20 protein-coding genes, 2 tRNA genes, 5 pseudogenes and 1 riboswitch are annotated in these 22,140 nt (G+C 37.7%); of the genes and pseudogenes, 11 read left to right on the forward strand and 16 right to left on the reverse strand.

Annotation, left to right across the window (positions count from 1 at the left end):
* The 7 genes and pseudogenes from JCM19034_RS22500 to JCM19034_RS19850 all read left to right on the forward strand — a co-directional run.
* Positions 1-565 (forward strand): annotated as a pseudogene (locus JCM19034_RS22500) (hypothetical protein); the annotation flags it as partial.
* An 80-nt stretch (positions 566-645) separates the two neighbouring features.
* The gene (locus tag JCM19034_RS21355; protein ID WP_082394284.1) at positions 646-786 is read left to right on the forward strand and encodes an LPXTG cell wall anchor domain-containing protein; all 141 of its coding nucleotides are present in this window, start codon (positions 646-648) and stop codon (positions 784-786) included.
* A 605-nt stretch (positions 787-1,391) separates the two neighbouring features.
* Entirely contained in the window at positions 1,392-1,694 is a 303-nt protein-coding gene (locus JCM19034_RS19830; protein ID WP_062052523.1) for a hypothetical protein, read from the forward strand.
* Positions 1,691-2,041: a DUF3995 domain-containing protein gene (locus JCM19034_RS19835; protein WP_370622262.1), complete on the forward strand. Its 351-nt coding sequence runs from the start codon at positions 1,691-1,693 to the stop codon at positions 2,039-2,041. Before JCM19034_RS19830 ends, JCM19034_RS19835 begins: the two co-directional genes overlap by 4 nt.
* Before the next feature lie 78 nt (positions 2,042-2,119).
* Complete coding sequence (locus tag JCM19034_RS19840; RefSeq protein WP_062052524.1) at positions 2,120-2,314, forward strand: hypothetical protein; 195 nt, start codon at positions 2,120-2,122, stop codon at positions 2,312-2,314.
* A gap of 425 nt (positions 2,315-2,739) precedes the next feature.
* Positions 2,740-2,841, forward strand: a riboswitch (purine riboswitch).
* 81 nt (positions 2,842-2,922) lie between these two features.
* Positions 2,923-3,516, forward strand: coding sequence for a xanthine phosphoribosyltransferase (locus tag JCM19034_RS19845; protein WP_062052525.1), 594 nt, complete (start codon positions 2,923-2,925; stop codon positions 3,514-3,516).
* A gap of 14 nt (positions 3,517-3,530) precedes the next feature.
* Positions 3,531-5,044: pseudogene (locus JCM19034_RS19850) on the forward strand (NCS2 family permease).
* Here the strand turns inward: JCM19034_RS19850 and rhuM are convergent.
* The 3 genes and pseudogenes from rhuM to JCM19034_RS19860 form a co-directional block, all read right to left on the reverse strand.
* Entirely contained in the window at positions 4,944-5,447 is a 504-nt protein-coding gene (gene rhuM / locus JCM19034_RS21360; protein WP_231687067.1) for a RhuM family protein, read from the reverse strand. The pseudogene JCM19034_RS19850 and the gene rhuM overlap by 101 nt on opposite strands.
* Before the next feature lie 16 nt (positions 5,448-5,463).
* Positions 5,464-6,536: pseudogene (locus JCM19034_RS19855) on the reverse strand (sensor histidine kinase).
* Complete coding sequence (locus JCM19034_RS19860) at positions 6,514-7,197, reverse strand: response regulator transcription factor (RefSeq protein WP_370622267.1); 684 nt, start codon at positions 7,195-7,197, stop codon at positions 6,514-6,516. The pseudogene JCM19034_RS19855 and the gene JCM19034_RS19860 overlap by 23 nt, the downstream one beginning before the upstream one ends.
* A 264-nt stretch (positions 7,198-7,461) precedes the next feature.
* On the opposite strand from JCM19034_RS19860, the gene JCM19034_RS19865 reads away from it, so the two are divergent.
* From JCM19034_RS19865 to JCM19034_RS19880, 4 genes are read left to right on the forward strand one after another with little or no spacing between them, the layout of a single operon-like run.
* Positions 7,462-7,668 carry a hypothetical protein gene (locus JCM19034_RS19865; RefSeq protein ID WP_062052527.1) on the forward strand — a complete coding sequence of 69 codons (207 nt, stop codon included), beginning with the start codon at positions 7,462-7,464 and terminating at the stop codon, positions 7,666-7,668.
* A 42-nt stretch (positions 7,669-7,710) separates the two neighbouring features.
* Entirely contained in the window at positions 7,711-8,715 is a 1,005-nt protein-coding gene (locus tag JCM19034_RS19870; RefSeq protein ID WP_062052528.1) for a DJ-1/PfpI family protein, read from the forward strand.
* Between the two features lie 15 nt (positions 8,716-8,730).
* Positions 8,731-9,165 (forward strand): hypothetical protein, encoded by a 435-nt coding sequence (locus tag JCM19034_RS19875; RefSeq protein WP_062052529.1) that lies wholly within the window; start codon positions 8,731-8,733, stop codon positions 9,163-9,165.
* Positions 9,166-9,189: 24 nt separating this feature from the next.
* Positions 9,190-9,804: a DUF2306 domain-containing protein gene (locus JCM19034_RS19880; protein WP_062052530.1), complete on the forward strand. Its 615-nt coding sequence runs from the start codon at positions 9,190-9,192 to the stop codon at positions 9,802-9,804.
* Positions 9,805-9,931: 127 nt separating this feature from the next.
* On the opposite strand, the gene JCM19034_RS19885 is transcribed toward JCM19034_RS19880, so the two are convergent.
* From JCM19034_RS19885 to JCM19034_RS19950, 13 genes and pseudogenes are all read right to left on the reverse strand, one after another.
* On the reverse strand, positions 9,932-11,434 hold the full coding sequence (locus JCM19034_RS19885) for a hypothetical protein (protein ID WP_062052531.1): 1,503 nt from the start codon (positions 11,432-11,434) through the stop codon (positions 9,932-9,934).
* On the reverse strand, positions 11,434-11,892 hold the full coding sequence (locus JCM19034_RS22505; protein WP_062052532.1) for a hypothetical protein: 459 nt from the start codon (positions 11,890-11,892) through the stop codon (positions 11,434-11,436). Before JCM19034_RS22505 ends, JCM19034_RS19885 begins: the two co-directional genes overlap by 1 nt.
* 159 nt (positions 11,893-12,051) lie before the next feature.
* A pseudogene (gene rlmH / locus JCM19034_RS19895) lies at positions 12,052-12,530 on the reverse strand (23S rRNA (pseudouridine(1915)-N(3))-methyltransferase RlmH).
* A 64-nt stretch (positions 12,531-12,594) separates the two neighbouring features.
* The gene (locus JCM19034_RS21365; protein ID WP_082394286.1) at positions 12,595-12,750 is read right to left on the reverse strand and encodes a CxxH/CxxC protein; all 156 of its coding nucleotides are present in this window, start codon (positions 12,748-12,750) and stop codon (positions 12,595-12,597) included.
* A 321-nt stretch (positions 12,751-13,071) separates the two neighbouring features.
* Positions 13,072-14,289 carry a S1C family serine protease gene (locus tag JCM19034_RS19905; protein ID WP_062052534.1) on the reverse strand — a complete coding sequence of 406 codons (1,218 nt, stop codon included), beginning with the start codon at positions 14,287-14,289 and terminating at the stop codon, positions 13,072-13,074.
* A gap of 253 nt (positions 14,290-14,542) precedes the next feature.
* Positions 14,543-15,340, reverse strand: coding sequence for an MBL fold metallo-hydrolase (locus JCM19034_RS19910; RefSeq protein WP_062052535.1), 798 nt, complete (start codon positions 15,338-15,340; stop codon positions 14,543-14,545).
* A gap of 31 nt (positions 15,341-15,371) precedes the next feature.
* The gene (locus tag JCM19034_RS19915; RefSeq protein ID WP_062052541.1) at positions 15,372-16,139 is read right to left on the reverse strand and encodes a two-component system regulatory protein YycI; all 768 of its coding nucleotides are present in this window, start codon (positions 16,137-16,139) and stop codon (positions 15,372-15,374) included.
* Positions 16,126-17,500 (reverse strand): annotated as a pseudogene (locus tag JCM19034_RS25410) (YycH family regulatory protein). The gene JCM19034_RS19915 and the pseudogene JCM19034_RS25410 overlap by 14 nt, the downstream one beginning before the upstream one ends.
* A complete protein-coding gene (walK, locus tag JCM19034_RS19930) occupies positions 17,497-19,311 on the reverse strand; it encodes a cell wall metabolism sensor histidine kinase WalK (protein ID WP_062052538.1) in 1,815 nt (604 codons plus the stop codon). The pseudogene JCM19034_RS25410 and the gene walK overlap by 4 nt, the downstream one beginning before the upstream one ends.
* Positions 19,312-20,016 carry a response regulator YycF gene (yycF, locus tag JCM19034_RS19935; protein ID WP_062052539.1) on the reverse strand — a complete coding sequence of 235 codons (705 nt, stop codon included), beginning with the start codon at positions 20,014-20,016 and terminating at the stop codon, positions 19,312-19,314. It lies immediately after the preceding gene.
* Between the two features lie 228 nt (positions 20,017-20,244).
* Positions 20,245-21,483 (reverse strand): peptidoglycan DD-metalloendopeptidase family protein, encoded by a 1,239-nt coding sequence (locus JCM19034_RS19940; protein ID WP_062052540.1) that lies wholly within the window; start codon positions 21,481-21,483, stop codon positions 20,245-20,247.
* A 496-nt stretch (positions 21,484-21,979) separates the two neighbouring features.
* Positions 21,980-22,052, reverse strand: a tRNA-Thr gene (locus JCM19034_RS19945).
* 3 nt (positions 22,053-22,055) lie between these two features.
* Positions 22,056-22,131 (reverse strand) — tRNA-Phe (locus JCM19034_RS19950).
* Positions 22,132-22,140: the final 9 nt, after the last annotated feature.

Below are 22,140 nucleotides of genomic sequence, written 5' to 3' on the forward strand. Positions count from 1 at the left end.
TGAGGATGGTTCTGAAGAAACCACTCCAGTATTTCCTAAAGAAGACGGTTTTAATGTCAATTATGACGGAACAATCATTTCTGTAAAACTCTCATCGAAAGAAGAGCTTGAACTTACAGTAGAACAGGTGAAAGCCTTAATTGAAAACAACCAATTACTAGAGGTAATAAAAGACGGAGTAACACTATCTATTCCACCATCAGTATTTGGCAATGGTGAGCCTACTAGAATTATAATAGATGAATTAGAAAGTAATCCGAATAGTTTCAGTAGTACGTATGATCTAACAATTAAGCAAGGCAATAAGTTCATTAGTGAGTTTGATGAAGGGGTTACATTAACATTTAATGTAGATACTACAAAGGCGAAAAATCCTAATAATTTGCAAGTATTTTATAAGAACGAAGAAACAGGTAAATGGGAAAATATTGGTGGACATTATAATGAAAAGAATAGTACGGTTACTGTTGTGACAAAGCATTTCAGTACATTTACTGTTCTTGAAGCGAAAACTGAAGGATCAGATAATATTATCGAAATAGTACAAAAAATCCAAAACCAGTAACAGAAATAATAGAACCAGAATCTAATGGAGATAATAGTTCAACACGTACTGAAGCTAAAGAAAACGAAACAGGTAATAATGTGAAAATCGACGAAGTAGCGGATAATACATTACCAAACACAGCTACAAATTATTTAAATATTATGCTAATCGGTTTGATCACATTACTTGCTAGTGTGTCGATTGCTTTACTCAAACGTTTTAAAGGAATCAGAGCATAACTTTCATAAATAATTTCTGAGTACGATGAAAAAATAAAATGGTTTAGCCTCTACTAAAAAATAAGTAGCGTTACAATCACGGAAAATGTGGTTGTAACGCTTTTGTTTTATATGAAAATTTCAATCAATTATCAACAACGTCTGATTAAGGTGTGATATATCGCCCAAAATTTCCATGCTTCTCCTCAACACACATCGGATTAAGCGCTGCGGTTAGTGGGAACATTCCATTATTGTTGTCATTTTCAGTGGAGAACATATGAAATAAATTCCTCGTTATTAAGGATAGTTTAGATATTCATCAATTATTGATAATGTATCCATTGTTTTGCCAACTAATTGTAATAGCTTAAAAATAAATGAGTTTAAATTACTTTAAGATGGTAATTATTCTGTAGTTCTTTATGATAGATATGATACTTATTTGTCAGTCACACCTTCAGAAGAAATAGAAAAAAAAGAAGATGTTCTATTATATTTTTGGGAGTCACAGCTCCAACTTCTGGAGCAAAACCTAAAAATGTATCAATCAATATATAATCGAAAACAAAAGATTGTCACTACTGGGAGAATTATTAAAGCGATACAGCGAGGAAAGTGAACTTATGAAGCTGGTCATCAGTGAAATTGTACGCTCAGCCTTTCTATCCACTATGGAGTCCAACAGTATTAAGCGACTTGAGTATGTATTAGTAGACATTATCAATGAAACTAAACAGCAGGGGACGCTACATAGCATACATGACACAAAGCTTATTTCATCAGTGGTTATTGGTACATATTTTCATACGATGATGACGTGGAGTCTACTTCATACCGGTGGTGAACCAATTGATTATCATTTTGAAAGGCATCTGAATGCAGTTTGGCATGGCATTTGCTTCGTTAAGGAGGAGCACCTATCTTGATTATTCCTATAATTATTTTTGCTAGCTGTATTTTATTTACAATTAGCCTATTTCATATTTATTGGGCATTGGGCGGTAAGCGTGGTCTAGGGGCTATCCTGCCAGAGCATAATGGAAATCGCACGCTATCACCTGGCATAATAGCAACATTGTTTGTTGCACTATTAGTAGCATTAGCCGCTTTACTATTGCTCATGAGAGCTGAATTTATACCAAAATTCATGCCAACCATTATGCTTAATGTGGGCATATGGATTTGTACCGTGGTATTTTCAGTCAGAGTGATAGGAGAGTTCAATTATTTAGGTATTTTCAAGAAAAGCGACCTACTTTATTTTATAAACTAGATACCTACCTTTATGTGCCACTATGTCTTTTCCTATCACTCATATTTCTTTTAGCAGCGCAAATGGGAGGGTAAATTGATGGCTAAACCTATTATTGTAGGTAGTGGAATTGCTGGTCTATGTGCAGCTGCAATATCAAAGCAATCTTGGACACTCGGGAAAATTGCTCAGCTAGAGTCTCCTTTTCTTCTAGCTGCACGTAACTCACTTATGAAACGCATTCCATCTAGCATGATGAAACGACAGGCTGAGCAGCTTTATCAATTCTCTTAAACTGACTTATATTGGTAAGTGTCAAATAGTCCCCACCTGTGGCCAAGATGGGGACTATAGTAAAATCTAGTTATCCGTTTTCACATAACAATGCTCTGGTAGAGTTTTCGACCAAGGCAGTAGCTGATCGATTGTTTTTTCATTAGTCATATACAAGTTAGGAAGCTCCTCGAAAAGAACCTCAAATAGTGATAACGATTTAGTCCGTTTTCCTTCGCTGTTTCAACAATGCTATAGGTTAAGATACTTGCCCGCCTTTGCTTCCTATACTTATTAGATCATTCAAGAAAGAAAGATATGAACAATTACAAGTGAATTAAATAGATAAATACGAATAATGATTTTTCTGAAAGTAATTTTATTCGCTTTTTACTAAAAAAACCACTTTAAATTAGCTTCGATATTAGATATACTTACTCCATTAGATAAATACATACAAACAATCTCGTATAATCGTGGGGATATGGCCTACAAGTTTCTACCGAACTACCTTAAATGGTTCGACTACGAGTGATGTTTTGACGTTCGTACTCGAATATCAAAGTCTCACTTGTCGTAGTGTAGAGACCTTGGTATTCGAGTTTTTTGTTTGTTACAGGGGTGAGAGTATGGATAAGTTAAAACAGGCTATTAGAGATAAAGGAAAAGTATTGTCCTCCGACGTATTGAAGGTCGATTCATTTTTAAATCACCAGATTGATGTTAATTTAATGATTTCTATAGGTGAAGAGTTTGCTAGAAGATTTCAAACAGATTCTATTACAAAAGTATTAACGATTGAATCTTCTGGAATTGCACCAAGTCTAACGGCAGCAAGAGATTTAGACGCCTCACTTATTTTTGCAAGAAAGAAGAAATCTTTAACGATGAATAATGATGTATTTGTGAGCCAGGTGTATTCCTACACAAAACAAGAAACGAACAACATTACCGTATCTAAGGATTTTCTTACGGAAGGTGACCGCGTGCTCATCATTGATGATTTTCTTGCTAACGGACAGGCCGCATTTGGATTAATTGATATTGTTCAACAAGCTGGAGCTGAGGTCGTTGGTCTCGGTATCGTCATCGAAAAATCATTCCAAGATGGTAGACAACGAATTGAAGATCAAGGCTACCGTGTAGAGTCACTTGCAAGAATACATTCATTAGAAAATGGTCAAGTCACTTTTGTTGAAGAATTACAACTATCGAACATTTAAAAGGGGAGTACAACATGACGTCTAAAACCATTCATTATCCTTTATATAAAAAGAAGATACCGATGCCTTTTTTGCTCTGTTTCAAAATAACTTAGCCAATTTTGTCGTTATTGCGGTAACCATGCTAGGAATGGGATTTCCAGCAAGTATTGTATTTGGAAAAGTTATTCCTGGTGCTGCAGTGGCTGTTATGGTCGGGAATCTGTATTATGCGTATATGGCGAAGCAACTTGCCTATCGTGAAGGCCGAACAGATGTAACTGCTCTATCGTACGGAATAAGTACACCCGTCATGTTTGTCTTTTTATTCGGTGTTCTTGCTCCTGCATATGCACTCACTGGTGACCATGAACTAGCATGGAAGATTGCGGTTGGTGCTGCCTTTTTAAGTGGACTTGTCGAAGTGCTTGTAAGCTTCAGCGGCAATTGGATTCGTGAACGCCTTCCTCGAGCTGCTCTTCTAGGAGCGATTGCTGGGGTTGCGTTAACCTTTGTTGCTGGTGAGATGCTGTTTAATACATTCTCCATCCCAGTTGTCGGTCTCGTTTCTTTAGCCATTATTCTTATTGGAATCGTCGGTAAGCTTGCCATGCCATTTCGTATTCCTACTTCCTTATTTGCCGTCGTTGCTGGGACAATCTTAGCCTTTGCTTTAGGGTATCAGTCTCAGACAGCGATTCAAGAAGGCTTAGCAAATATTGGTTTTTATCCAATTCTACCAACCATTGCTCCTTTTGAAGGAATGACGTATTTGTTTGGTAGCCTCATTGGTATTCTAGCTGTCTTGATTCCGATTACTCTCTATAACGCGATTGAGACGATGAATAATGTCGATGCGATGTCGGCAGTTGGTGATTCGTATGATGTGCGAAAATGCCAAGCGGTTGATGGAACTGGAACTATGATTGGAGCCCTTTTTGGAGGATTGTTCCCAACAACCGTGTATGTTGCAACAGTTGGTTCAAAACAAATGGGTGCTGGTCGTGGCTATAGTATTTTAAATGCGATTGTCTTTGGACTTGCAGCCACATCAGGTGTCATTGCTGCAATGGCAGCTATCATTCCACTAGCTGCCGTTGCCCCGATCCTTGTATTTGTTGGAATGTCTATGATTGGTACGGCATTTACTTCAAATGATAAAAAATATTACCCTGCTGTAGCCATTGCCATGTTGCCATATCTCGCTAATTACGTTATGACGCGTTTTAATAATGCAGCGGGCGAGGTCGTCTCCAATATTTCTCTTGGAATCGTGCCACTCGGACAGGGTGCCTTGTTTACTGCTATTTTACTAGGTGCAATGACAGTAGCAATTATTGATCGCAACTTCAAGCAGGCGATTATTTTCTCCCTCATTGCTTCATTGTTATCATTCATCGGACTTATTCATGCACCAGCATTAGCTATCAATGCTGCCCCTGATTACACTATTGGTTATCTTCTTGTAGGTGTATTATTCGGCTATTATGCTTGGAAAGAAGCAAAAGCAAATGGTCAGCCGCAAGTAGATAAGAAAGCAGCAGCTTAATCGAAAGAGGAACGCCATGGTGGCGTTCCTCTTTTTTCTCCTTAATAAATTTTACTCGGCTCACAACAATCTCCGAAGCCGTTTGCACTATGATTGCAAAATGTAACTTATTCTGAATGGTTGCAAAAAACTCCTTAGCAATCTCCTCTTTAGCACCATAATCAACGGCTGTAGCGTAAATGTCTGTGATCTTTAGATAAAACCTTTTTTCAGATGCACGAATATCACGAATACTTTCATGAAGTTCATCAAAGTAGTCTTGTCCAAAGTTCCGCATTTCTTTTAGACCGTCATCATCCATCGTAAAGACTTTGACAAGATATTCATTTAAACGTCCCATTGCCCATTGGCAGAATTGCGTACCTCCGTGTGATCGGATACGATAGCCAATAGCGATAATCATTACTCCCCTTAGAGTATTAAGCATTAAGCACTAATATGGGTATCCAACCTCTTAAGAGTGCACCACCCTCTGAATGATTTCCTACAACTAATTCTCCACCATGCTGTCTAATAATACGTTGTGAAATAGTTAACCCTAATCCAGCTCCTCCGGTTGAACGATTTCTCGATGCTTCCCCTCGATATAGTGGATCAAATACTTTTTGAAGATCCTCCGCAGAGAAACCCTCTCCTGTATCTTGTATCGTAAAGATCACACAGGTTTCATCTCTATTACATTCAATGATAATTTCACCATGCCTAGGTGTATGTCTGACCGCATTATCTATTAAGTTATTCATGGCTCGCTCTAATAAGTGTGAATCGCCCTTGATATTGCAATCATTTGTCAAATGATCTGCAATGATAGAGATATCCTTTTGCTCAGCCTGAGGGCTTAGGCTTTCAATCGAGTTCTTGAGAACAAGATTTAGGTCAATTATAGTTTCGCTTAGTTTCATTTCTGGATACTCCGTCTTCGCAAACGTGAAAAGATCCTCTACAAGTCGGTCTAACTGTGCTGACTTCTCCTTACAAACTGCGAGATACTTTGCTCTCTTTTCAGGCGAATCAGCAATACCTTGCTCTAAACCGTCTAAATAACCCCGTAAGGCAAATAACGGTGTTCGTAAATCATGCGCAACAGCAGCCATCACAAACCTTCGTTCCTCTTCCAATTCAACCTGTTTCTGAAAAGATTTTTTAAACTATCAACCATAATAGTAAATCCATCATGGACTTCTGCAATTTCTGAAATCCTTGAAGAAGGTATCTGAATATCCAAATCTCCTTCTGCAATCTGCCGAGCACATAGGCTCATTTTCTCTAGCGGAATGAGAATATATCTTCGCATTGCATAAGTCACAATCAAAAAGGCCAATAGTAGACCAGTGATTATCGCAACTATTTGAGTCATTTTTGAATGGGTCGGAGTTCCAAGATTGAATGAATTTGTTTCAATAAAATGCCCACCTACATAAAATATCCACGGTAAAGTAAGTAAAATAAATAAACTAAGAATGGTGAATTTACGAATCCGAATGGTTTTCATTTTCTTCTCCTTTAAAACGATAGCCTATGCCCCATACGTTCACAATAAATTGCGGATTATTCGGATCAACCTCAATTTTCTCGCGAAGCCGGCTTAGATGGACACGAATAGTATGTTTGTCACCAATTCCTTCCCAAAACTTTTCAAGTAATTGGTCATATGAAAAAACGTATTTAGGATGTTCAGCAAACAATTGTAGCAAATCATACTCCTTTGGTGTCAGTGAAATGGGCTGCCCTTTTATAAACACTTCTCTTGTAGACAAATCCAACGACAGACGCCCATAGTCCAGAACCTTCCTGGATCCTTGTTTAGAAGTCGAACGCCTTAATACAGCCTTCACTCTTGCAACAATCTCGCCCGGCGAAGCGGTTTTAACTATATAATCATCTCCCCCAAGTGCTAGACCGCGAATCTTATCTACATCATCACTCAAAGCACTCAAAAAAAGGATTGGGACGTTGCTTTCCATACGAATCTGCCGACATAACTCAAAACCGTTTTGACCCGGCATCATAATATCCAAAATGATGCATTCAATTGTACTTTGTTTCAAAATGACAAGTGCCTGAGCAGTGTCATCAGCAGTTTTCACATAAAAACCTTCATTTTCTAAGAAATCTCTTAATAGTTCCACAATACTTTTATCATCGTCAACGATAGAATCGTTTGTCTTTCGTTCACGAAAATTCCACCTTTCCTCCGATAACACACCCTTGATACAAACCTATCAACATTTAAATTTCAATTTAAGTTTATCATTTTTTCAATGAAGAATAAGTTTTATGATGGATTGTGATTATTTTGTGATTGTTTTATACCCTCTTTTGAGATATTCAAAGGTTAGTCTTTTATTGTGAAGCAATCAGCACATATTTGTAATGCTTTACAACACACTTTAACTACTTTAAGGGAGGATTTACAGATGGGTATTGATGATCAAACATTCTCATTCTTTCCATTCGGCGCTTTGTTTTGCCTTACATTATTTTGTTTTGTAGCGGTTCGCATTTTCGCAATACGCTCTCGTTATATGCATACTAAGCAAATTGACGGTCTTAAGGACCTAGTAATCAACGGGGAACTGAGCGAGGTGGAATATCAAAAACTGAAAAGCATTCTTACAAAATAAGACATAATCAATCTCAAATCACTTTAAATGGAGGGAATCTATATGCATATTCAAATTGTATTGTTTGATGGATTTGATCTATTAGACGCCATCGCACCTTATGAGGTGTTTACTGCCGCTGCGATGTACTCAAATGAAACGATCACCGTTGAACTCGTTTCTGCTGAGGGTGAAAGAATGGTGACAAGCGGAGTGAACCATTTACAAATCCAAGCAAGTAGTGAACTTGACTTAACACATAAAGGAATTATTCTTGTTCCGGGTGCATCTGGTTCTGTTCTTGATAATGGACCTGAATCAATACCAGTTATATTACAACAAGCAGCAGAAACAAACTTAAGTCATTTACTCAAAGAGGCTATTCAGAAGCCAGATATATTGCTTTCCACAGTTTGCGGTGGTTCTCTCATTTTAGCAATGAGTGGCTTATTAGAAGACCGCCACGTTGTTACCCATCACATGGGGATGGAGCTTTTGAGTGCTACGAATGCTATACCAGTTAATGCTCGAGTTGTAGATGATAGGAACCTTGTTACTGGTGGTGGCGTTACTTCAGGACTCGATGTTGCCCTTTACTTAGTTGAGCGAGAATTAGGTCCCCGTATAGCACACGCAGTGGAGCAGCTGTTCGAGTACGAACGCAGGGGGACCGTTTGGAAAGCAGAAGGAAATATACCAAAAGAAAACCAACAAGAAAATCTAGTTGAGGAGACAAGTCAACAACTCTCTACTCCATCTATTGAAACAGAGAATTTTCAAGGAAAATGGGATACTACGATCTCCACTCCTATTGAGAAACTCTCCGTTTTATTAAATTTAACAAAAATAGATGAACAGATTATAGGAACTGCAAAGCAAGGAGAAGATATTGTCAATTTAAACAATCCGGTACTAGAAGGGAATCAATTAAAGTGGTCCATGAAAGTATCCAAGCCGATGCGTCTCAACTTAAAATTTATCGTTTCTGTAGATGGAAACAATATGATTGGTGAAGCAAAAGCCGGAATGCTTCCTGCATCAAAGTTAATCGGGCATCGAATTTTATAAAACGGAGTGTTAAGAATGTATTCACTTATTTTATTCGTTCATGTAGTTAGTGCATTATTTTTGGGTTGTTTTCTTGCATTCCCTTTAGCAATTAATACATTGTTTTCTCGTACAAGTAATGAATTAATAACCAGCCTTAAAACAATTTTAGCCTTTACTCGAGCAGGACATTATGCATTGGTACTTATTATGGTTTCTGGAGGTTGGATGGTCATTGGGTATTCATCCTACCCTTCCAAGTATTGGGTGACACTTTCAACCTTTATACTGATCCTTATCGGTGGCCTAATAGGTATGGTGAATAAGAATATAAAACAGATTATTTTTGCAAATGATTCTAAGCAAGCACTATTGGAAAATATGGTGAAGTTAAAATGGTATGGTTGGATTACCTTCATTTCCATATTAACTGCTGTATTTGTTATGACAAATCGTAGTTTGTTTTCCTAAGTATTAATGGAGGGCTGCAATCAAATGAAACAAAAAGCGGGTATACTTATTTTAATCATTTCAATGATGTGGGTGCTACACACATTTTCAAAGAATTTTATGGTAGATCCTCAATTTGAGAAATTTCTTTCTAGAAAGGATCAAATTCTAACAGATCATAATGTATGGATTTCAATGGTTCGTATTCATATCTTCCTTGCTATGATTTCTCTTATTACTGGACCTCTAGGAGTTATAAAAGCAATCCGTGAAAAATCAAAAAACTTTCACCGTTGGAATGGCAGAATATATGTGATGTCCATTATTTTAAATTTCATACCTGGCGTCTATATCTCTTTCTTTGCTACAGGAGGATTACCTAGCATAATTGGGTTTATTATTTTAAATACATTATGGCTTACAACAACTATTCTCGGAATTTGGTATATCAAAAGACAAAGAGTTATGTTGCATAGTCAATGGATCACTCGAAGCTTCTTTCTTTGCTTTGCAAATATTACCATTTATATCATTGTAGCCATTTCACATTACCTAATGAATTTTTCTTATGAAAATTCCTACACAATAGCAGTCTGGTTAAGTTGGTCTCTTAATCTACTTGTGTCAGAATTTATAATTAGAAGGAGATTATTCTTTTAAAGAACTTTTATGTAATTACATTTGAAAACGAATCCACAGTGGAATTCAGATATATAGCATTTCACATTAGATAAAAAGACTTACTCTAATAAGCCTTTTTTATCTAATTTACTAAGACGGAAAATTCTTACACCAATTTATTTAGCCAGACTTTATCAACATTTTCAATGGAACCATCTTCGTTATATTTATCAGCAAGGTACAAATCATCATTAATTTTTATAACTAAGATTATTATCAATTTTAAAATTGAATAATAATCCGATTCATATTGCTTCTCATCATTAACATTCGTTCCGTGTAAGTATCGATTTCTAATATCGTAATCATTTGTAAACTTTGACTTGTTCAAGTAAAAATCAAAGTAATCTTGTTCATTTCTAGTAAGTAATGTATTTTCAAAGACCAGAATTTCTTTTTCCACTAATGAATCTATTACACCTTTTAAGCTAGGTTGACAATGAAAATAGTTTAAAACATCCTCATAGTACAACTCTTTTAAAATAATAATAGTTTCGAAATCAGCTACCTTAATAAAACCTTTTTCATTTTCAAGTACTATACCATTGTCAAATAACCAATTCATTCTTTGAATCTGATGTTCCTGAAAATCACTTTTGCTCACATTGTCACGCATTATTAAGTCTAAAAAATTCTTATGTTTTTCATCTTTATCTGGCAAATAAAATAAACTACTTTGATCAGAAAACAAAAGATAAGTAGCTGTTTTATAACATTCACTAATAGGATATGCGTATTTAGAAGATATAAAAGATTGTACTTCCTTTACTTTTACACTTGAAGATGACATTTGAATTAATTCTTGGTCAATTTCACCATCCTCTATCAACATATTATACTGCTTAAATATTCTATCTATCTCTGGTAAAATTGTTCTACATTTTTCGAAATAGGAAGATAAATCAGATGGCATTTTGATAATAAAATTCTCTATTGAAAATTCAACTGATAAATAGTCATTAAAGAACCATTCAATCATATCTTCTATTCTTACATCAAGAACATTAAGCACTTGTAAGTAACTATATATTTGTGAAGTAACAAGCATCTCTTTAAAGTCAAAAGCAAATGATCTTCTATATAGATGATCTCCTGATGGTATTATCAATGATTCTAACGCACCTATCTCATTTTCCTTTGATACTGATGTAAATCGTAACCTATTATCAAAGATACCAAACAAATAAATAAAATTATTCCAAAGTGTTGGATAACCCTTATTATCTTCAATCCAATCACGATCAACTACAATTGATACTGCTCCAACGTTACCAGTATCATCAAATTTTAATGGCTCGTCTAAACCTTTTTCATATCTTATTGAGATACTAGATTGCATACCACTACTTTGGCTAAAAATTTTTTCAGACTCCTCTTTCTCTTTCCGTTTAGCATGAAGTTTTATTTTATCAGTAATGTTTAACCCTTTACCTGGAGGAAAATGAATGATTTCTCTCAGAATATTTAAACTAACTCTCTCTGAATCAATCTCAATATACTTATCTACTAACTCTAGCATATCTTTTTCTGTTAACGAAGACGGTAAGTGTAAATCTTTGTCATCCAAAAACCTTGAAAGTATTGTTTCTGCATTATAAGAATCACTCATTATTTTATCTTGACAATATCATCAAAATGTTCTACTATCTTCTTATGTTTCAGTACCATATAGAGCGGAACACTGTCCTTATCTAAGAATGTCTTAAATTCAAGATGAGAAATATCTTCATATAGTTTGTATTTTTCGACAATTTCAAGAAAATCTTCAGTTCCAGAATAATTAGTATCATCATATTTTGAAATGATAAAAGATTTGTTTGTACTTATAAATTTTCCAATTCTAGCTTTAATTTTCTTACTATAATTTGTACATATAACATTTGTTTTTTCCTGAATATATTCAGCAAATCTGTCCACTTGTACATACTTTAAAATGTTGAAAAATTCAATTACATCTTCTAACGACCAGTCCTTCTCAATGGCATTCTCCTCAATTCTTTCTATAACTTTATTCAATTCCCATCCATATGCCAAATCATTTTTAGAATAAAATTTAACTCTATCCATTTTCATTTTCCTCCAATCCTCGTAGTATTAGATTTACTCCTTTGAACTCAATTTAGATCATAGTCTTATTTCCTTTACTTCATACTTAATTCTAACTAAAATAGAATTCATCTTGATCCTTTTACATACCAATATTTTGACTTTTTTACAAAACCTCACTTACTTATGATAAGGTTCCCCCCGCAATATCCGAAACGCACGATAAACCTGCTCTACCAACACCAATCTCATCAACTGATGAGGAAACGTCATCTTTGAAAAAGACAGTGCTTCATTTGCCCGTTTCATCACATCGTCACTTAGTCCGAGCGATCCACCAATAATGAAGGTGATTTTACTTTTTCCATAGGTAGCTAGTTTATCGAGATTTTGGGCTAGTTGTTCAGATGTGAGCATCTTCCTTCGATGGCAAGAGCGATGACGTGGGCGTCTTGGTGGACTTTGGCGAGGATTCGTTCGCCTTCTTTTTGTTTGACTTGCTGCATTTCGATATCGCTTAGTTGTTCGGGTGCTTTTTCGTCGGGGACTTCAATGATCTCGATTTTGGCGTAGGGGCCGAGTCTTTTTTCATATTCGGCTATCCCTTGTTTTAAATATTTCTCTTTTAGCTTCCCGACGGTTATAATCGAGATATTCACATTGTTCACAACCTTTTTATTAGTTATCCACAATAGTTATCCACATATCAACATGTGAATTTGCTTATTCCACAGTGTAAACCGGTTCGTTTTTGCAGAAACTACATGTTGTGGATTGTTTTTGTTGCTGTTCGATTTTGTCGACGATTGGCGGATTCTCCGTTTCGTCAACCACTATATCTAGAGCTAGTTCAATATGTTCCTCACACGCATAATACATCATTTCGACATCCTTTCCACATTTCATTATTATAACATACCCACAATTTACTTGTGGATGACTGTGTATAATTAGTAAGAAATGACGTGCTTCTTTCTCAAAAATCACTCTGTGATCCCGTTACACGGTTTTGATTTCCGAAAGGAACGTACTTAGCCCGTGCTCTTCTCTGAATCTATTCACATCTCCTACTTTATTCTAGCAATTTGAGAGGAGCCTGCGTTCATCTGTACATTTCCTCTCATTCGTCTTCCATAACATATCCACAAAAAACTATCCACATGAGCTTATCCTCACATGAATAGTTTTTCTTCATCTATATTAAAAGCTTTGCTGCTCGCTTAGCAGGACGTGAACTTCGTGACGTTGTCCTTCACGGTAAACCGTGACAACGACCTCTTCACCGATGCTAGTTTCTGTGTATAAGTATTTCCGTAAGTCGTGGCTGTCGTTGATTTCTTCTCCTCCGATATCAACGATCACATCATACTCTTGGAAATCAGCACGGTCTGCTGCACTTCCAGGTGTAATGCTTGTGATGACTACGCCACCCTTCACGCTTTCTGGTAGCTTCAGTGTCTCATACCAGTGATAGCTGGCAAATTCACTTAATGAGCGAATACCAACACCTAGCTGTGGTCGTTGTACCTCGCCTATTCGTTCTAAATCCTCAATGACTGGGATCGCAATTTCAGTTGGAATCGCAAAGCCTATTCCTTCAATGGCACTTTGAGCGATTTTCATCGAATTAATTCCAATCACTTGGCCTTCAATATTTATGAGTGCTCCGCCGCTATTACCAGGATTAATTGCTGCATCAGTTTGCATAACCTCCGCATACCAATCAACCTGACCATTTCCTGTTAAATCAACAGGAATGCTACGCTCGGTTGCACTAATAATTCCTTGTGTAACCGTACTTGAGAATCGTAAGCCGAGTGGATTCCCGATAGCAATGGCTGGCTCGCCGACTCGTAATAGACGAGAATCGCCGAATTCAGCAACGGTTTCGATATCACTACCGTCGATTTCAAGAACCGCTAAATCAGTAATATTATCACTTCCTAGCAGTTTAGCTGGAACACGTGTCCCATCTACTAAGCTTACTTCTATTTCTTGTGCGTTTTCGATAACATGGTGGTTTGTCACGACAAAAGCACGATCACCCGCTTTTTTGTAAATAACACCCGATCCGGTTCCTTCATCCATTGATTCCTGGGCAAAAAAGCTAGACTGTCTAGTTGTAACGATAATACCAACAACCGCATCCGATACTCGGTCTACCGCATTTGTCACATCGGAATTCACTTCTACGTTGACTGTTCGAATTGCATCATCTATGGGTTCACTCGTATCAATTAAACCAGACTGTTCACCGCCTGAATCTAAGAAGGATGAGTTGCCGAATAGTATCGGCATAGCTAATAAGACAACCAATCCTCCTACGACAGCCCCGAAGAAAGCCATCAATAAAGAACCACCACGCTTAGGTGGCTTCTGTCTGCTTATTTCTGTAACATGATCATCATAGTAGCCCATCATAACGAACCCCTTTCTTTTTCATTCTATTAATTCATAGCCGTATCTCCCAGCTAATAAACAAAAGAACCCTTATACTTATTATTATATGTAGATGTGAATAAAATACTAGGACTTCGCCTTTTTTTCGGATATTTTTGACGATTGTTTCACAATATGTACGAAATTATGAACGAATATGTAAGCAACATTCCACTAGACTTACTCAACACAAAAAAGGAACACCTAAAACGGCATTCCTTCTTGAAACAAACTATGAAACAACTGCAAGTGCTGTTGGCTGGTGGGGATCAGTATCATAAAGCTCAAACTGCTCGCCAACTGCCATATCTTGCTCCTTTAACACTTGTTCAACAGAAAGCCGTGCTAAGTCTTTCATATTATTATCAAGACTAAGGTGGGCCAGATAGATTCGCTTCGTATTATCGCGAATGACATCCGATAGGGCAAGTGCGGCATCCTCGTTCGATACATGGCCGACATCGCTTAAAATTCGACGCTTCACACTCCACGGATATCGCCCCATTCGTAGCATATTCATATCATGATTCGATTCAAAGATGAACATGTCTGCCGCTTCAATCGTTCCTTTAATTCGTTCACTTACATATCCCATGTCTGTTGCCAGCACGAGCTTTTTCCCGCCATGATGGAAGGCGAAAAACATCGGCTCTGCAGCGTCATGGGAAACGGCAAACGACTCAACGTCCAAATCGCCAAAGCTTTTCACTTCACCGGTTTGAAAAATAAATTTTTGCTCGGTGGCGATTTGCCCGAGCTGTGAGTCCATCGCCGCCCACGTCTTTTCGTTTGCATAGATTGGCAGCTTATGTTTGCGGGCAAACACGCCAACCCCTTTTATATGATCACTATGCTCATGACTCACAACGATGCCGTCTAATTGTTTCGGATCACGCTGGATTTTCGTAAAGAGCTCGTCCATCTTTTTCCCGCTTAAGCCGGCATCGATTAATAGGCGCTGCTTCTCTGTTTCCACATAGACAGCATTGCCTGTACTCCCACTTGCTAGAACACTAAAGCGTAACGTCATCAAATCTCCCTTTCTTCTAAGTCTCAAACTACTATGTTAAATGCTGTACAGAGCTATTAATCGCATGGACTAAATAGACTTCACCCTCAACCGTAACTCGCCACATCGGAGCAAACACTTGAACGTCACCGGCAGGACTGAAAAAACTGTAATAGCCGAGTTGAACATCTGTTATCGTTTCATTCATACCGATCAGCTGGTCACTCCATAACTTCTCAATTGCCTTTAAGCTTGAAAGCATTTCCGGCTCGTTATAAGGCTGTTCCTCAAATTCAAAGTAACGCTGTTCATATGATACCACTTCTCGTTCATCATTAACATATAAGCGCAACGGTTCATCACCAAATGTATAAGCAGTATAATCATCATATGCTTGATACAAAAAGACAGATTGTAGATCGGAATCATAGCCCCCGAAGCGATAATCGAACCCATTATAAACGTATGACGATAAAAATTGCATTAAATCCTCGAAGAAATGCTCCTCTGATAATAGAAAAGGCTCATCCAATGTTGCTTCAAGCATATTTTCTTCAATCTGAACCATTTGTCCATTTGTTATGATTTCACCTTCATCAAATGAGATATATTTGCCGACAATTAACGGACTTAATATTTCGACCTCAGGCAATTCCGCATCAATTGTGACATTATTCTCGGTTAACTTTTCTTGAATCGTTACTTCTTTAATTAAGCTCATTTGATTTGCATTATTCGTTTCAATGAGCTGCCACGTCAAAAAGATATTAAGGAACAGGAACGTGAATATAAAGATTGTTTTCGTTCTATTCCAATCCATCGTCGTCATCTGCTCCTTCCTTTTTTTCGTCAAGCTCTTCGATCACATTTTGAATGTAGCTTTTCTCTATCTTTTGCCAACGGTTTCCGTAGAACACATACCAATGTGGTTCTAATGTTACAAATGAAGGATTGCGCATCTCCATCTCATAGCCAATGCTAATCTTTGTAATTCGTTGTCTTTCATAATATTCATCATGTTGAATCGAACGAATTACATCTTCTCCCGAAGGAAGCTCCACTCGTTGTGCTGTATTAAGTGGAATAGCATCCATATCAAACAACGGTCTTGAGTAAGATATAATTTGATTGCCTGAACGTGTTGTCGTCAGCTTCATTAAATCTCGTCCATCAATACTGAAAACCGGGAGGCCATTCATATGCAGTCGGAACTCAGCCTCCTCACGATTGTTTAATGACACCCAATCTGTCAGGATATAATCGTCAGTCCAACCGCCATGGCCGTTTATAAATTCATAGCCAGCTATCGTTATATGCTTCGATAATTCCTGTGCCTCAGTAAAAATCGGATTTCCATACTCCATGAATATCCCATTATGGCGCAAATTAATCATACGGTTTCCATCGGTATATGAATCTTCTCCGTCCGACTGTTGATAATACTTTACCGCACTCGGATCAGTGAATAGAGATTGTCTAAATAAATCTATTGAAATCGGGGAAGCCATATGACAGCTTCTCGACCGTTATCGGTTCCGTTGTCACATACAAATGCTCTGTCATAAAGGAAGACTGAGATCGATACTCTTCTAACGATCGCGCCGCAATATACTCTGATCGGTCTAGTAAAAATAGTCGTTCAAATTCACCGACTGATATATTTGTCTTCAACGAGCCAACTCTACGCTCCTTGCTTGAATAATATTGCATATACACCTGATCATTGGCTTCGTGAATATAAAGAAACAAACGGTCCATATCATCAACCACTGGCTGGTACTCCTCGTCGATTGCCAAAATCGAAAAGAGCATCTCAGTTGGGATCAATGTCGGAAAAACGAGCTCGATTCCTCCTCGGTCGGTTACGAGCGGATATGGCTCTGTCACAAAAACGGGATCCTCGTCATAATTGGCTTGCAGCATCATTGATATTAATGTCTCAAAATCATTATGATAGCGAGGGATCAGCGCCAGCTCATCATCTGCATAGACGACGGCCTGATCAGGACGAACGATTTCGTTTAAGCTGCGTTCCTCCCCAATTAATTCATTTGAAACATAGCGTGACGATACATCTATGAGGGCAATATCAGGTTGATACGTATATAAATTCCACGACAAAATAACACTCATACCAATTAAAAAAATTAAAATCGCTGATTTAATATGCTCTTTCTTCATCCTTTTGCCCCCTTATTCGCATAAGGCAAAGTTATAAAAATAGTCGTACCTTTTCCATATTCACTTTGAGCCCAAATATGGCCGCCGTGAGCTTGAACGAGTTCTTTCGCAATCGCTAAGCCAAGTCCTGTACCGCCAACACTTCTTGCTCGTGCTTTATCGACACGGTAAAACCGTTCGAAAATTTTTGTCTGACTTTCCCGGGGAATACCCATTCCTTGGTCGGATACGCTAATGCGAATATTTTTTCCTTGTAATAATAAACGGACCTTGACCGTTCCTCCCTCAGGAGAATATTTCATCGCATTTGAAATGATATTGTCTAATATTTGTGTCATTTTATCACGGTCAATTTCCGCATATATGGACTTTTTGTTTAGCTTGCGTTGAAAGACGATATTTTTATCTGATGCGATCATCTCAAACCGTTCAATCGTCTGATCTAGGTAGCGGTTCATTTCAATAAGCTCTTTCTTCAATGAATAATCATCACTATCAATCTTCGATAATTGCAGCAAATCCTTCACAAGCCGGATCATTCGATCTGTCTCATTTTGCGTGACGCTTAAAAAGCGTGGAGCAATTTCTGGATCCTGCAGTGCACCGTCCTCTAACGCTTCTAAATAGCTCTTCATCGTCGTTAATGGCGTCCGCAGCTCATGAGAGACATTCGCGACAAACTCACGGCGATCCTGTTCAATTTTCTCCTCTTCGGTTACATCATGTAAGACGATGATAAGACCGTTCACTGGCCCGTTCTCTTCTTGAATGACAGAGAAATTAGCCTCTAATAAAAAAGCTTCGTCGTCAGTACTAAAGTCGAGCAAAATTGAATCTGTTTGATCATATAAATCCTCTACGGTTTGCTCTTCAATTTTTAGTAGGTTTACAATCGATTTCCCTAGAGCTTGTTCACTAGATACCGATAATAGCTCCTCAGCACGTTTATTCATTAAAATAATATTTCCATTTTGGTCTGTTGACATCACACCATCGGTCATGTGCGTTAAAACTGATTTAAGCCGCTTTTGCTCCCGATCACGTGTAATCGTTGCTTCTCGTAGCTTCATCGTTAAATCATTAAATGACATCGCTAGCTGACCGATTTCGTCCCCACTATATACCGTTACCTGATTTGTAAAGTCACCACGACCCATCCGCAAAGCCTGCTTGCGCATGTCAATAATCGGTGATGTGATCGTACGTGCAAGTAAAATAAATAGACCAATAGAAATAACTGTGGCAATCACGACACCACTAACTAAAATGTTGCTGATTTGGCGCGTCTGATCATAAATCGCTTCAATGGATGCTTCAATATAAAGGGCACCAACTGTCTCCCCTTCAATATTAATCGGTACTGTGAATACACGAACTCGCTGACCGGTGTTTGGATCACGCAATAACGCTTCATCCGGTGTTCCAAGCAACGCACGCTTTACGCGAACTTCTGTCGTTTGTTGTCCAACGATCTGGCGATTCGCTAGATTCGACGTACTCATAACCACCTTATTTTGATCGATCACTTGGACTTCAGCTTGCTCAATTGCGAAAATGTCACGAAGTAGCACGTTAATATTCGATATTAGCTCTGAACGCTCTTCACGATGCATCTCCATTTCCTGTGCAATATTATAAGCCAGTAAATTAGCCCGTTCATCTAACAGATCATAATAACTAGATAACATCTGGCTTTCAAGCTGCTTTGTAAAATAAACACCAATCACTTGCATTGCAACGAAAATAATTAACACATATATAATGATGAGCTTAAATTGAATAGACTTAAAAAAGCCAACCTTCTCATTCATTTACGCTTGCTCCTCAGATGGAGATGCAAGATAATAGCCTACGCCCCTTCTTGTCATAATCCAAACAGGATAGCTTGGGTTATCCTCAACCTTCTCTCGAAGACGTCTGACCGTTACATCGACTGTTCGAACATCGCCAAAATAATCATACCCCCAAACCGCTTGCAATAAATGCTCACGTGTCATAACTTGATCAAGGTGCTTCGCTAAATAATGAATGAGTTCAAATTCGCGATGCGTCAAATCGATTGTTTCACCACGTCGCTTCACTAAATAGGAATCGGGAAAAATCGAAAGCTCACCAATCGCCATCTCCTTTTGCGTTTGAGTTTCTTCATTGGCTTTATGGCGACGTAAATTGGCCTTCACACGTGCGAGCAATTCTCTCGTACTGAATGGTTTTGTTACATAGTCATCTGCCCCAAGCTCTAATCCAAGTACTTTATCAATTTCCGAATCCTTTGCCGTCAGCATAATAATCGGAATATCAAAGTCCTTTCTTACCTCACGGCAAACTTCCATTCCATCTTTATATGGCAACATAATATCAAGTAAGATTAAGTCAGGATTCTCGTCCTTTACAAGCTTGATCGCCTCTAGCCCATCATAAGCACAAAGAACGTCAAATCCTTCTTTTTCTAAATTAAATTTTAAAATATCGGCAATTGGTTTTTCATCATCGACAACTAAAATACGTTTATCCATCCGCCATCGCTCCGATCTGTACCATTTTTATTATCTATTAATCACGTAAGATTATTCTATGTTCATCTTCTTCATTATAATACTTCTCTACTCTCTACTTTAACGCCTACTTACGCTATAAGCAAGAAGCCAAGCCTTTCCATTAATGCCTCATACTTGATTCCTATTAAAAAAAAGAAAAAGGTAAGTTAAAAGCACTATTCCCTTTTAACCAACCTTTTTCTTCTACTATTGATTTAAATAATCCATTGGATCCTTTAAATTGCCATTTTCGTATACTTCAAAATGTAAATGAATGCCTGTGGAGTTACCTGTTTGGCCCATTACGCCAATCTTCTCGCCTTTTGCCACAGTTTGACCGACGCTCACATCCATCGATTCAAGGTGTGCATACAACGTCTCAATTCCGTTGTTATGATCAATGCGAATGACATTACCATAGCCACCTTGGTTGCTTGCTTGCGTCACCGTACCACTATCAGCAGCTAAAATGTTGTAATTGCTTGGACGTGCGATATCAATCCCACGATGGAAACGTCCCCAGCGGTTGCCTTGATAGCTTGAGATATATCCACCAACAGCAGGCCAACCCAATTGCCCAGAACCACGAGAAGAGGTTTCCTTTGTTCCTTTTACGACAATGCGATTAACGGGCTCTTCAGTTATTTCCTCTGAGATCACTTCTCGTTTCGTCAATGAACCATTCTTTTCTATCATTTCATATTCAATTAATAGCGTACCTTCTTGACCTTCTTGCGTAACCTCTTGCTCGCCCTTCATCATTGAATCATCTTCTTCCACTTCTGTTTCATATGGAATCGATTCTTCTGTTTTCCGTACTTGTACTGCTATTACTTCTAAAACTGATTCATAGGCGATTATATTCATTTCATCGCCGATTTGAAGCGTGCTATCTTCATCAAGGCCATCATTTAAATGAAGCAATTCCTCTAATGATAAACCATGATCATTAGCAATACTCCCTAGTACATCGCCTTCTTGCACTTTATAAGTCATTTCCTCTAATTCACCTTGTTTCAATAAAGTCAAAGCATCCTTTACTGAATAAATGTCATCTGGTTCAACCGTTACTTCTTCGATCTCGACCTCTTCGTTAAAGTCAATACTCGTATACATCCGTTCATCTACATCTAATTCACTCGTATCAAAGTCCTCTTGTTCTAAATAAGCTTCATAGTCCTCTTTTGAAACGAACTGAGTAATATAGTTCTTAAGAAGCCGATTCGCATCCTCTTCAGATGTCACGTAAACTGCTGGTTCTCCTTCTACAACAAGTGCAACAGCACTTGCTTCAACCGATAGCTCTTCCTCTAACTGCTTACTAACCTGTTTATTTTGGTTATTTGTATGGAACACTAGCTCAGGTATAATATCGAGTTCTTCTTTAATTTGAAGTGTAAGCTCTACGTCTTCTTTCTGATATTCTTTTAGCTTATCTTCAATCACTGTTTCTACCACTTGTTCATCATTAACAAAGCCTATATGTGTATCCTCTAGATAGACGTGATAAATCGTTTGAATAGATAGCTCATCTTCCGCTTTTACTGAATTTGTTCCAAAAAAAGATTGGTCAACAATAACACCGCAAGCAATGAACCGAAAAGTTTGAGATTCTCTCTCTTATTAATACCATTCTTATGTATCGTGATATCCCCTAAATCACTCATGGTTAACCTCCCATAATACTAGTACAATTTTATATATTTGCTTTCCTATGTCGAAAGTATGGTAGTATCCCGTTTCTTATTTAATCTATCTAGTAAAATAGATAGAATTCAATAACCTCTATTATTCTAGCATAAACGTAGACTGTAATTTTTTAAAATAGTTAAATGTTAAAAGAATGTAATATAACTGTAAGATATGAAAAGTAACTACTACTTTAGTCATAATCATAAAAAAGAAAAAATCCGTATGAATGACTCTCATACGGATTTAAATATGCCGGCCAGAGGACTTGAACCCCCAACCTACTGATTACAAGTCAGTTGCTCTACCAATTGAGCTAGACCGGCAAATGGTGGCTTGGGACGGAATCGAACCGCCGACACATGGATTTTCAGTCCATTGCTCTACCGACTGAGCTACCAAGCCATTTATCAT

The organism is Bacillus sp. JCM 19034 (assembly GCF_001310635.1).
Classification (GTDB): Bacteria; Bacillota; Bacilli; order Bacillales; family Bacillaceae_D; genus Halalkalibacter.

Excerpts from the sequence above, each read along its gene's own strand:
- walK (WP_062052538.1), bottom strand. The coding sequence starts at position 19,311 with ATGAATGAGAAGGTTGGCTTTTTTAAGTCTATTCAATTTAAGCTCATC.
- JCM19034_RS19870 (WP_062052528.1), top strand. The coding sequence starts at position 7,711 with ATGCATATTCAAATTGTATTGTTTGATGGATTTGATCTATTAGACGCC.
- rhuM (WP_231687067.1), bottom strand. The coding sequence starts at position 5,447 with ATGATTATCGCTATTGGCTATCGTATCCGATCACACGGAGGTACGCAA.
- JCM19034_RS19910 (WP_062052535.1), bottom strand. The coding sequence starts at position 15,340 with ATGACGTTACGCTTTAGTGTTCTAGCAAGTGGGAGTACAGGCAATGCT.
- JCM19034_RS19885 (WP_062052531.1), bottom strand. The coding sequence starts at position 11,434 with ATGAGTGATTCTTATAATGCAGAAACAATACTTTCAAGGTTTTTGGAT.
- JCM19034_RS19915 (WP_062052541.1), bottom strand. The coding sequence starts at position 16,139 with ATGGATTGGAATAGAACGAAAACAATCTTTATATTCACGTTCCTGTTC.
- yycF (WP_062052539.1), bottom strand. The coding sequence starts at position 20,016 with ATGGATAAACGTATTTTAGTTGTCGATGATGAAAAACCAATTGCCGAT.
- JCM19034_RS21365 (WP_082394286.1), bottom strand. The coding sequence starts at position 12,750 with ATGTATTATGCGTGTGAGGAACATATTGAACTAGCTCTAGATATAGTG.
- JCM19034_RS19840 (WP_062052524.1), top strand. The coding sequence starts at position 2,120 with ATGGCTAAACCTATTATTGTAGGTAGTGGAATTGCTGGTCTATGTGCA.
- JCM19034_RS19880 (WP_062052530.1), top strand. The coding sequence starts at position 9,190 with ATGAAACAAAAAGCGGGTATACTTATTTTAATCATTTCAATGATGTGG.
- JCM19034_RS19865 (WP_062052527.1), top strand. The coding sequence starts at position 7,462 with ATGGGTATTGATGATCAAACATTCTCATTCTTTCCATTCGGCGCTTTG.
- JCM19034_RS22505 (WP_062052532.1), bottom strand. The coding sequence starts at position 11,892 with ATGGATAGAGTTAAATTTTATTCTAAAAATGATTTGGCATATGGATGG.
- JCM19034_RS19830 (WP_062052523.1), top strand. The coding sequence starts at position 1,392 with ATGAAGCTGGTCATCAGTGAAATTGTACGCTCAGCCTTTCTATCCACT.
- JCM19034_RS19875 (WP_062052529.1), top strand. The coding sequence starts at position 8,731 with ATGTATTCACTTATTTTATTCGTTCATGTAGTTAGTGCATTATTTTTG.
- JCM19034_RS19905 (WP_062052534.1), bottom strand. The coding sequence starts at position 14,289 with ATGGGCTACTATGATGATCATGTTACAGAAATAAGCAGACAGAAGCCA.
- JCM19034_RS19845 (WP_062052525.1), top strand. The coding sequence starts at position 2,923 with ATGGATAAGTTAAAACAGGCTATTAGAGATAAAGGAAAAGTATTGTCC.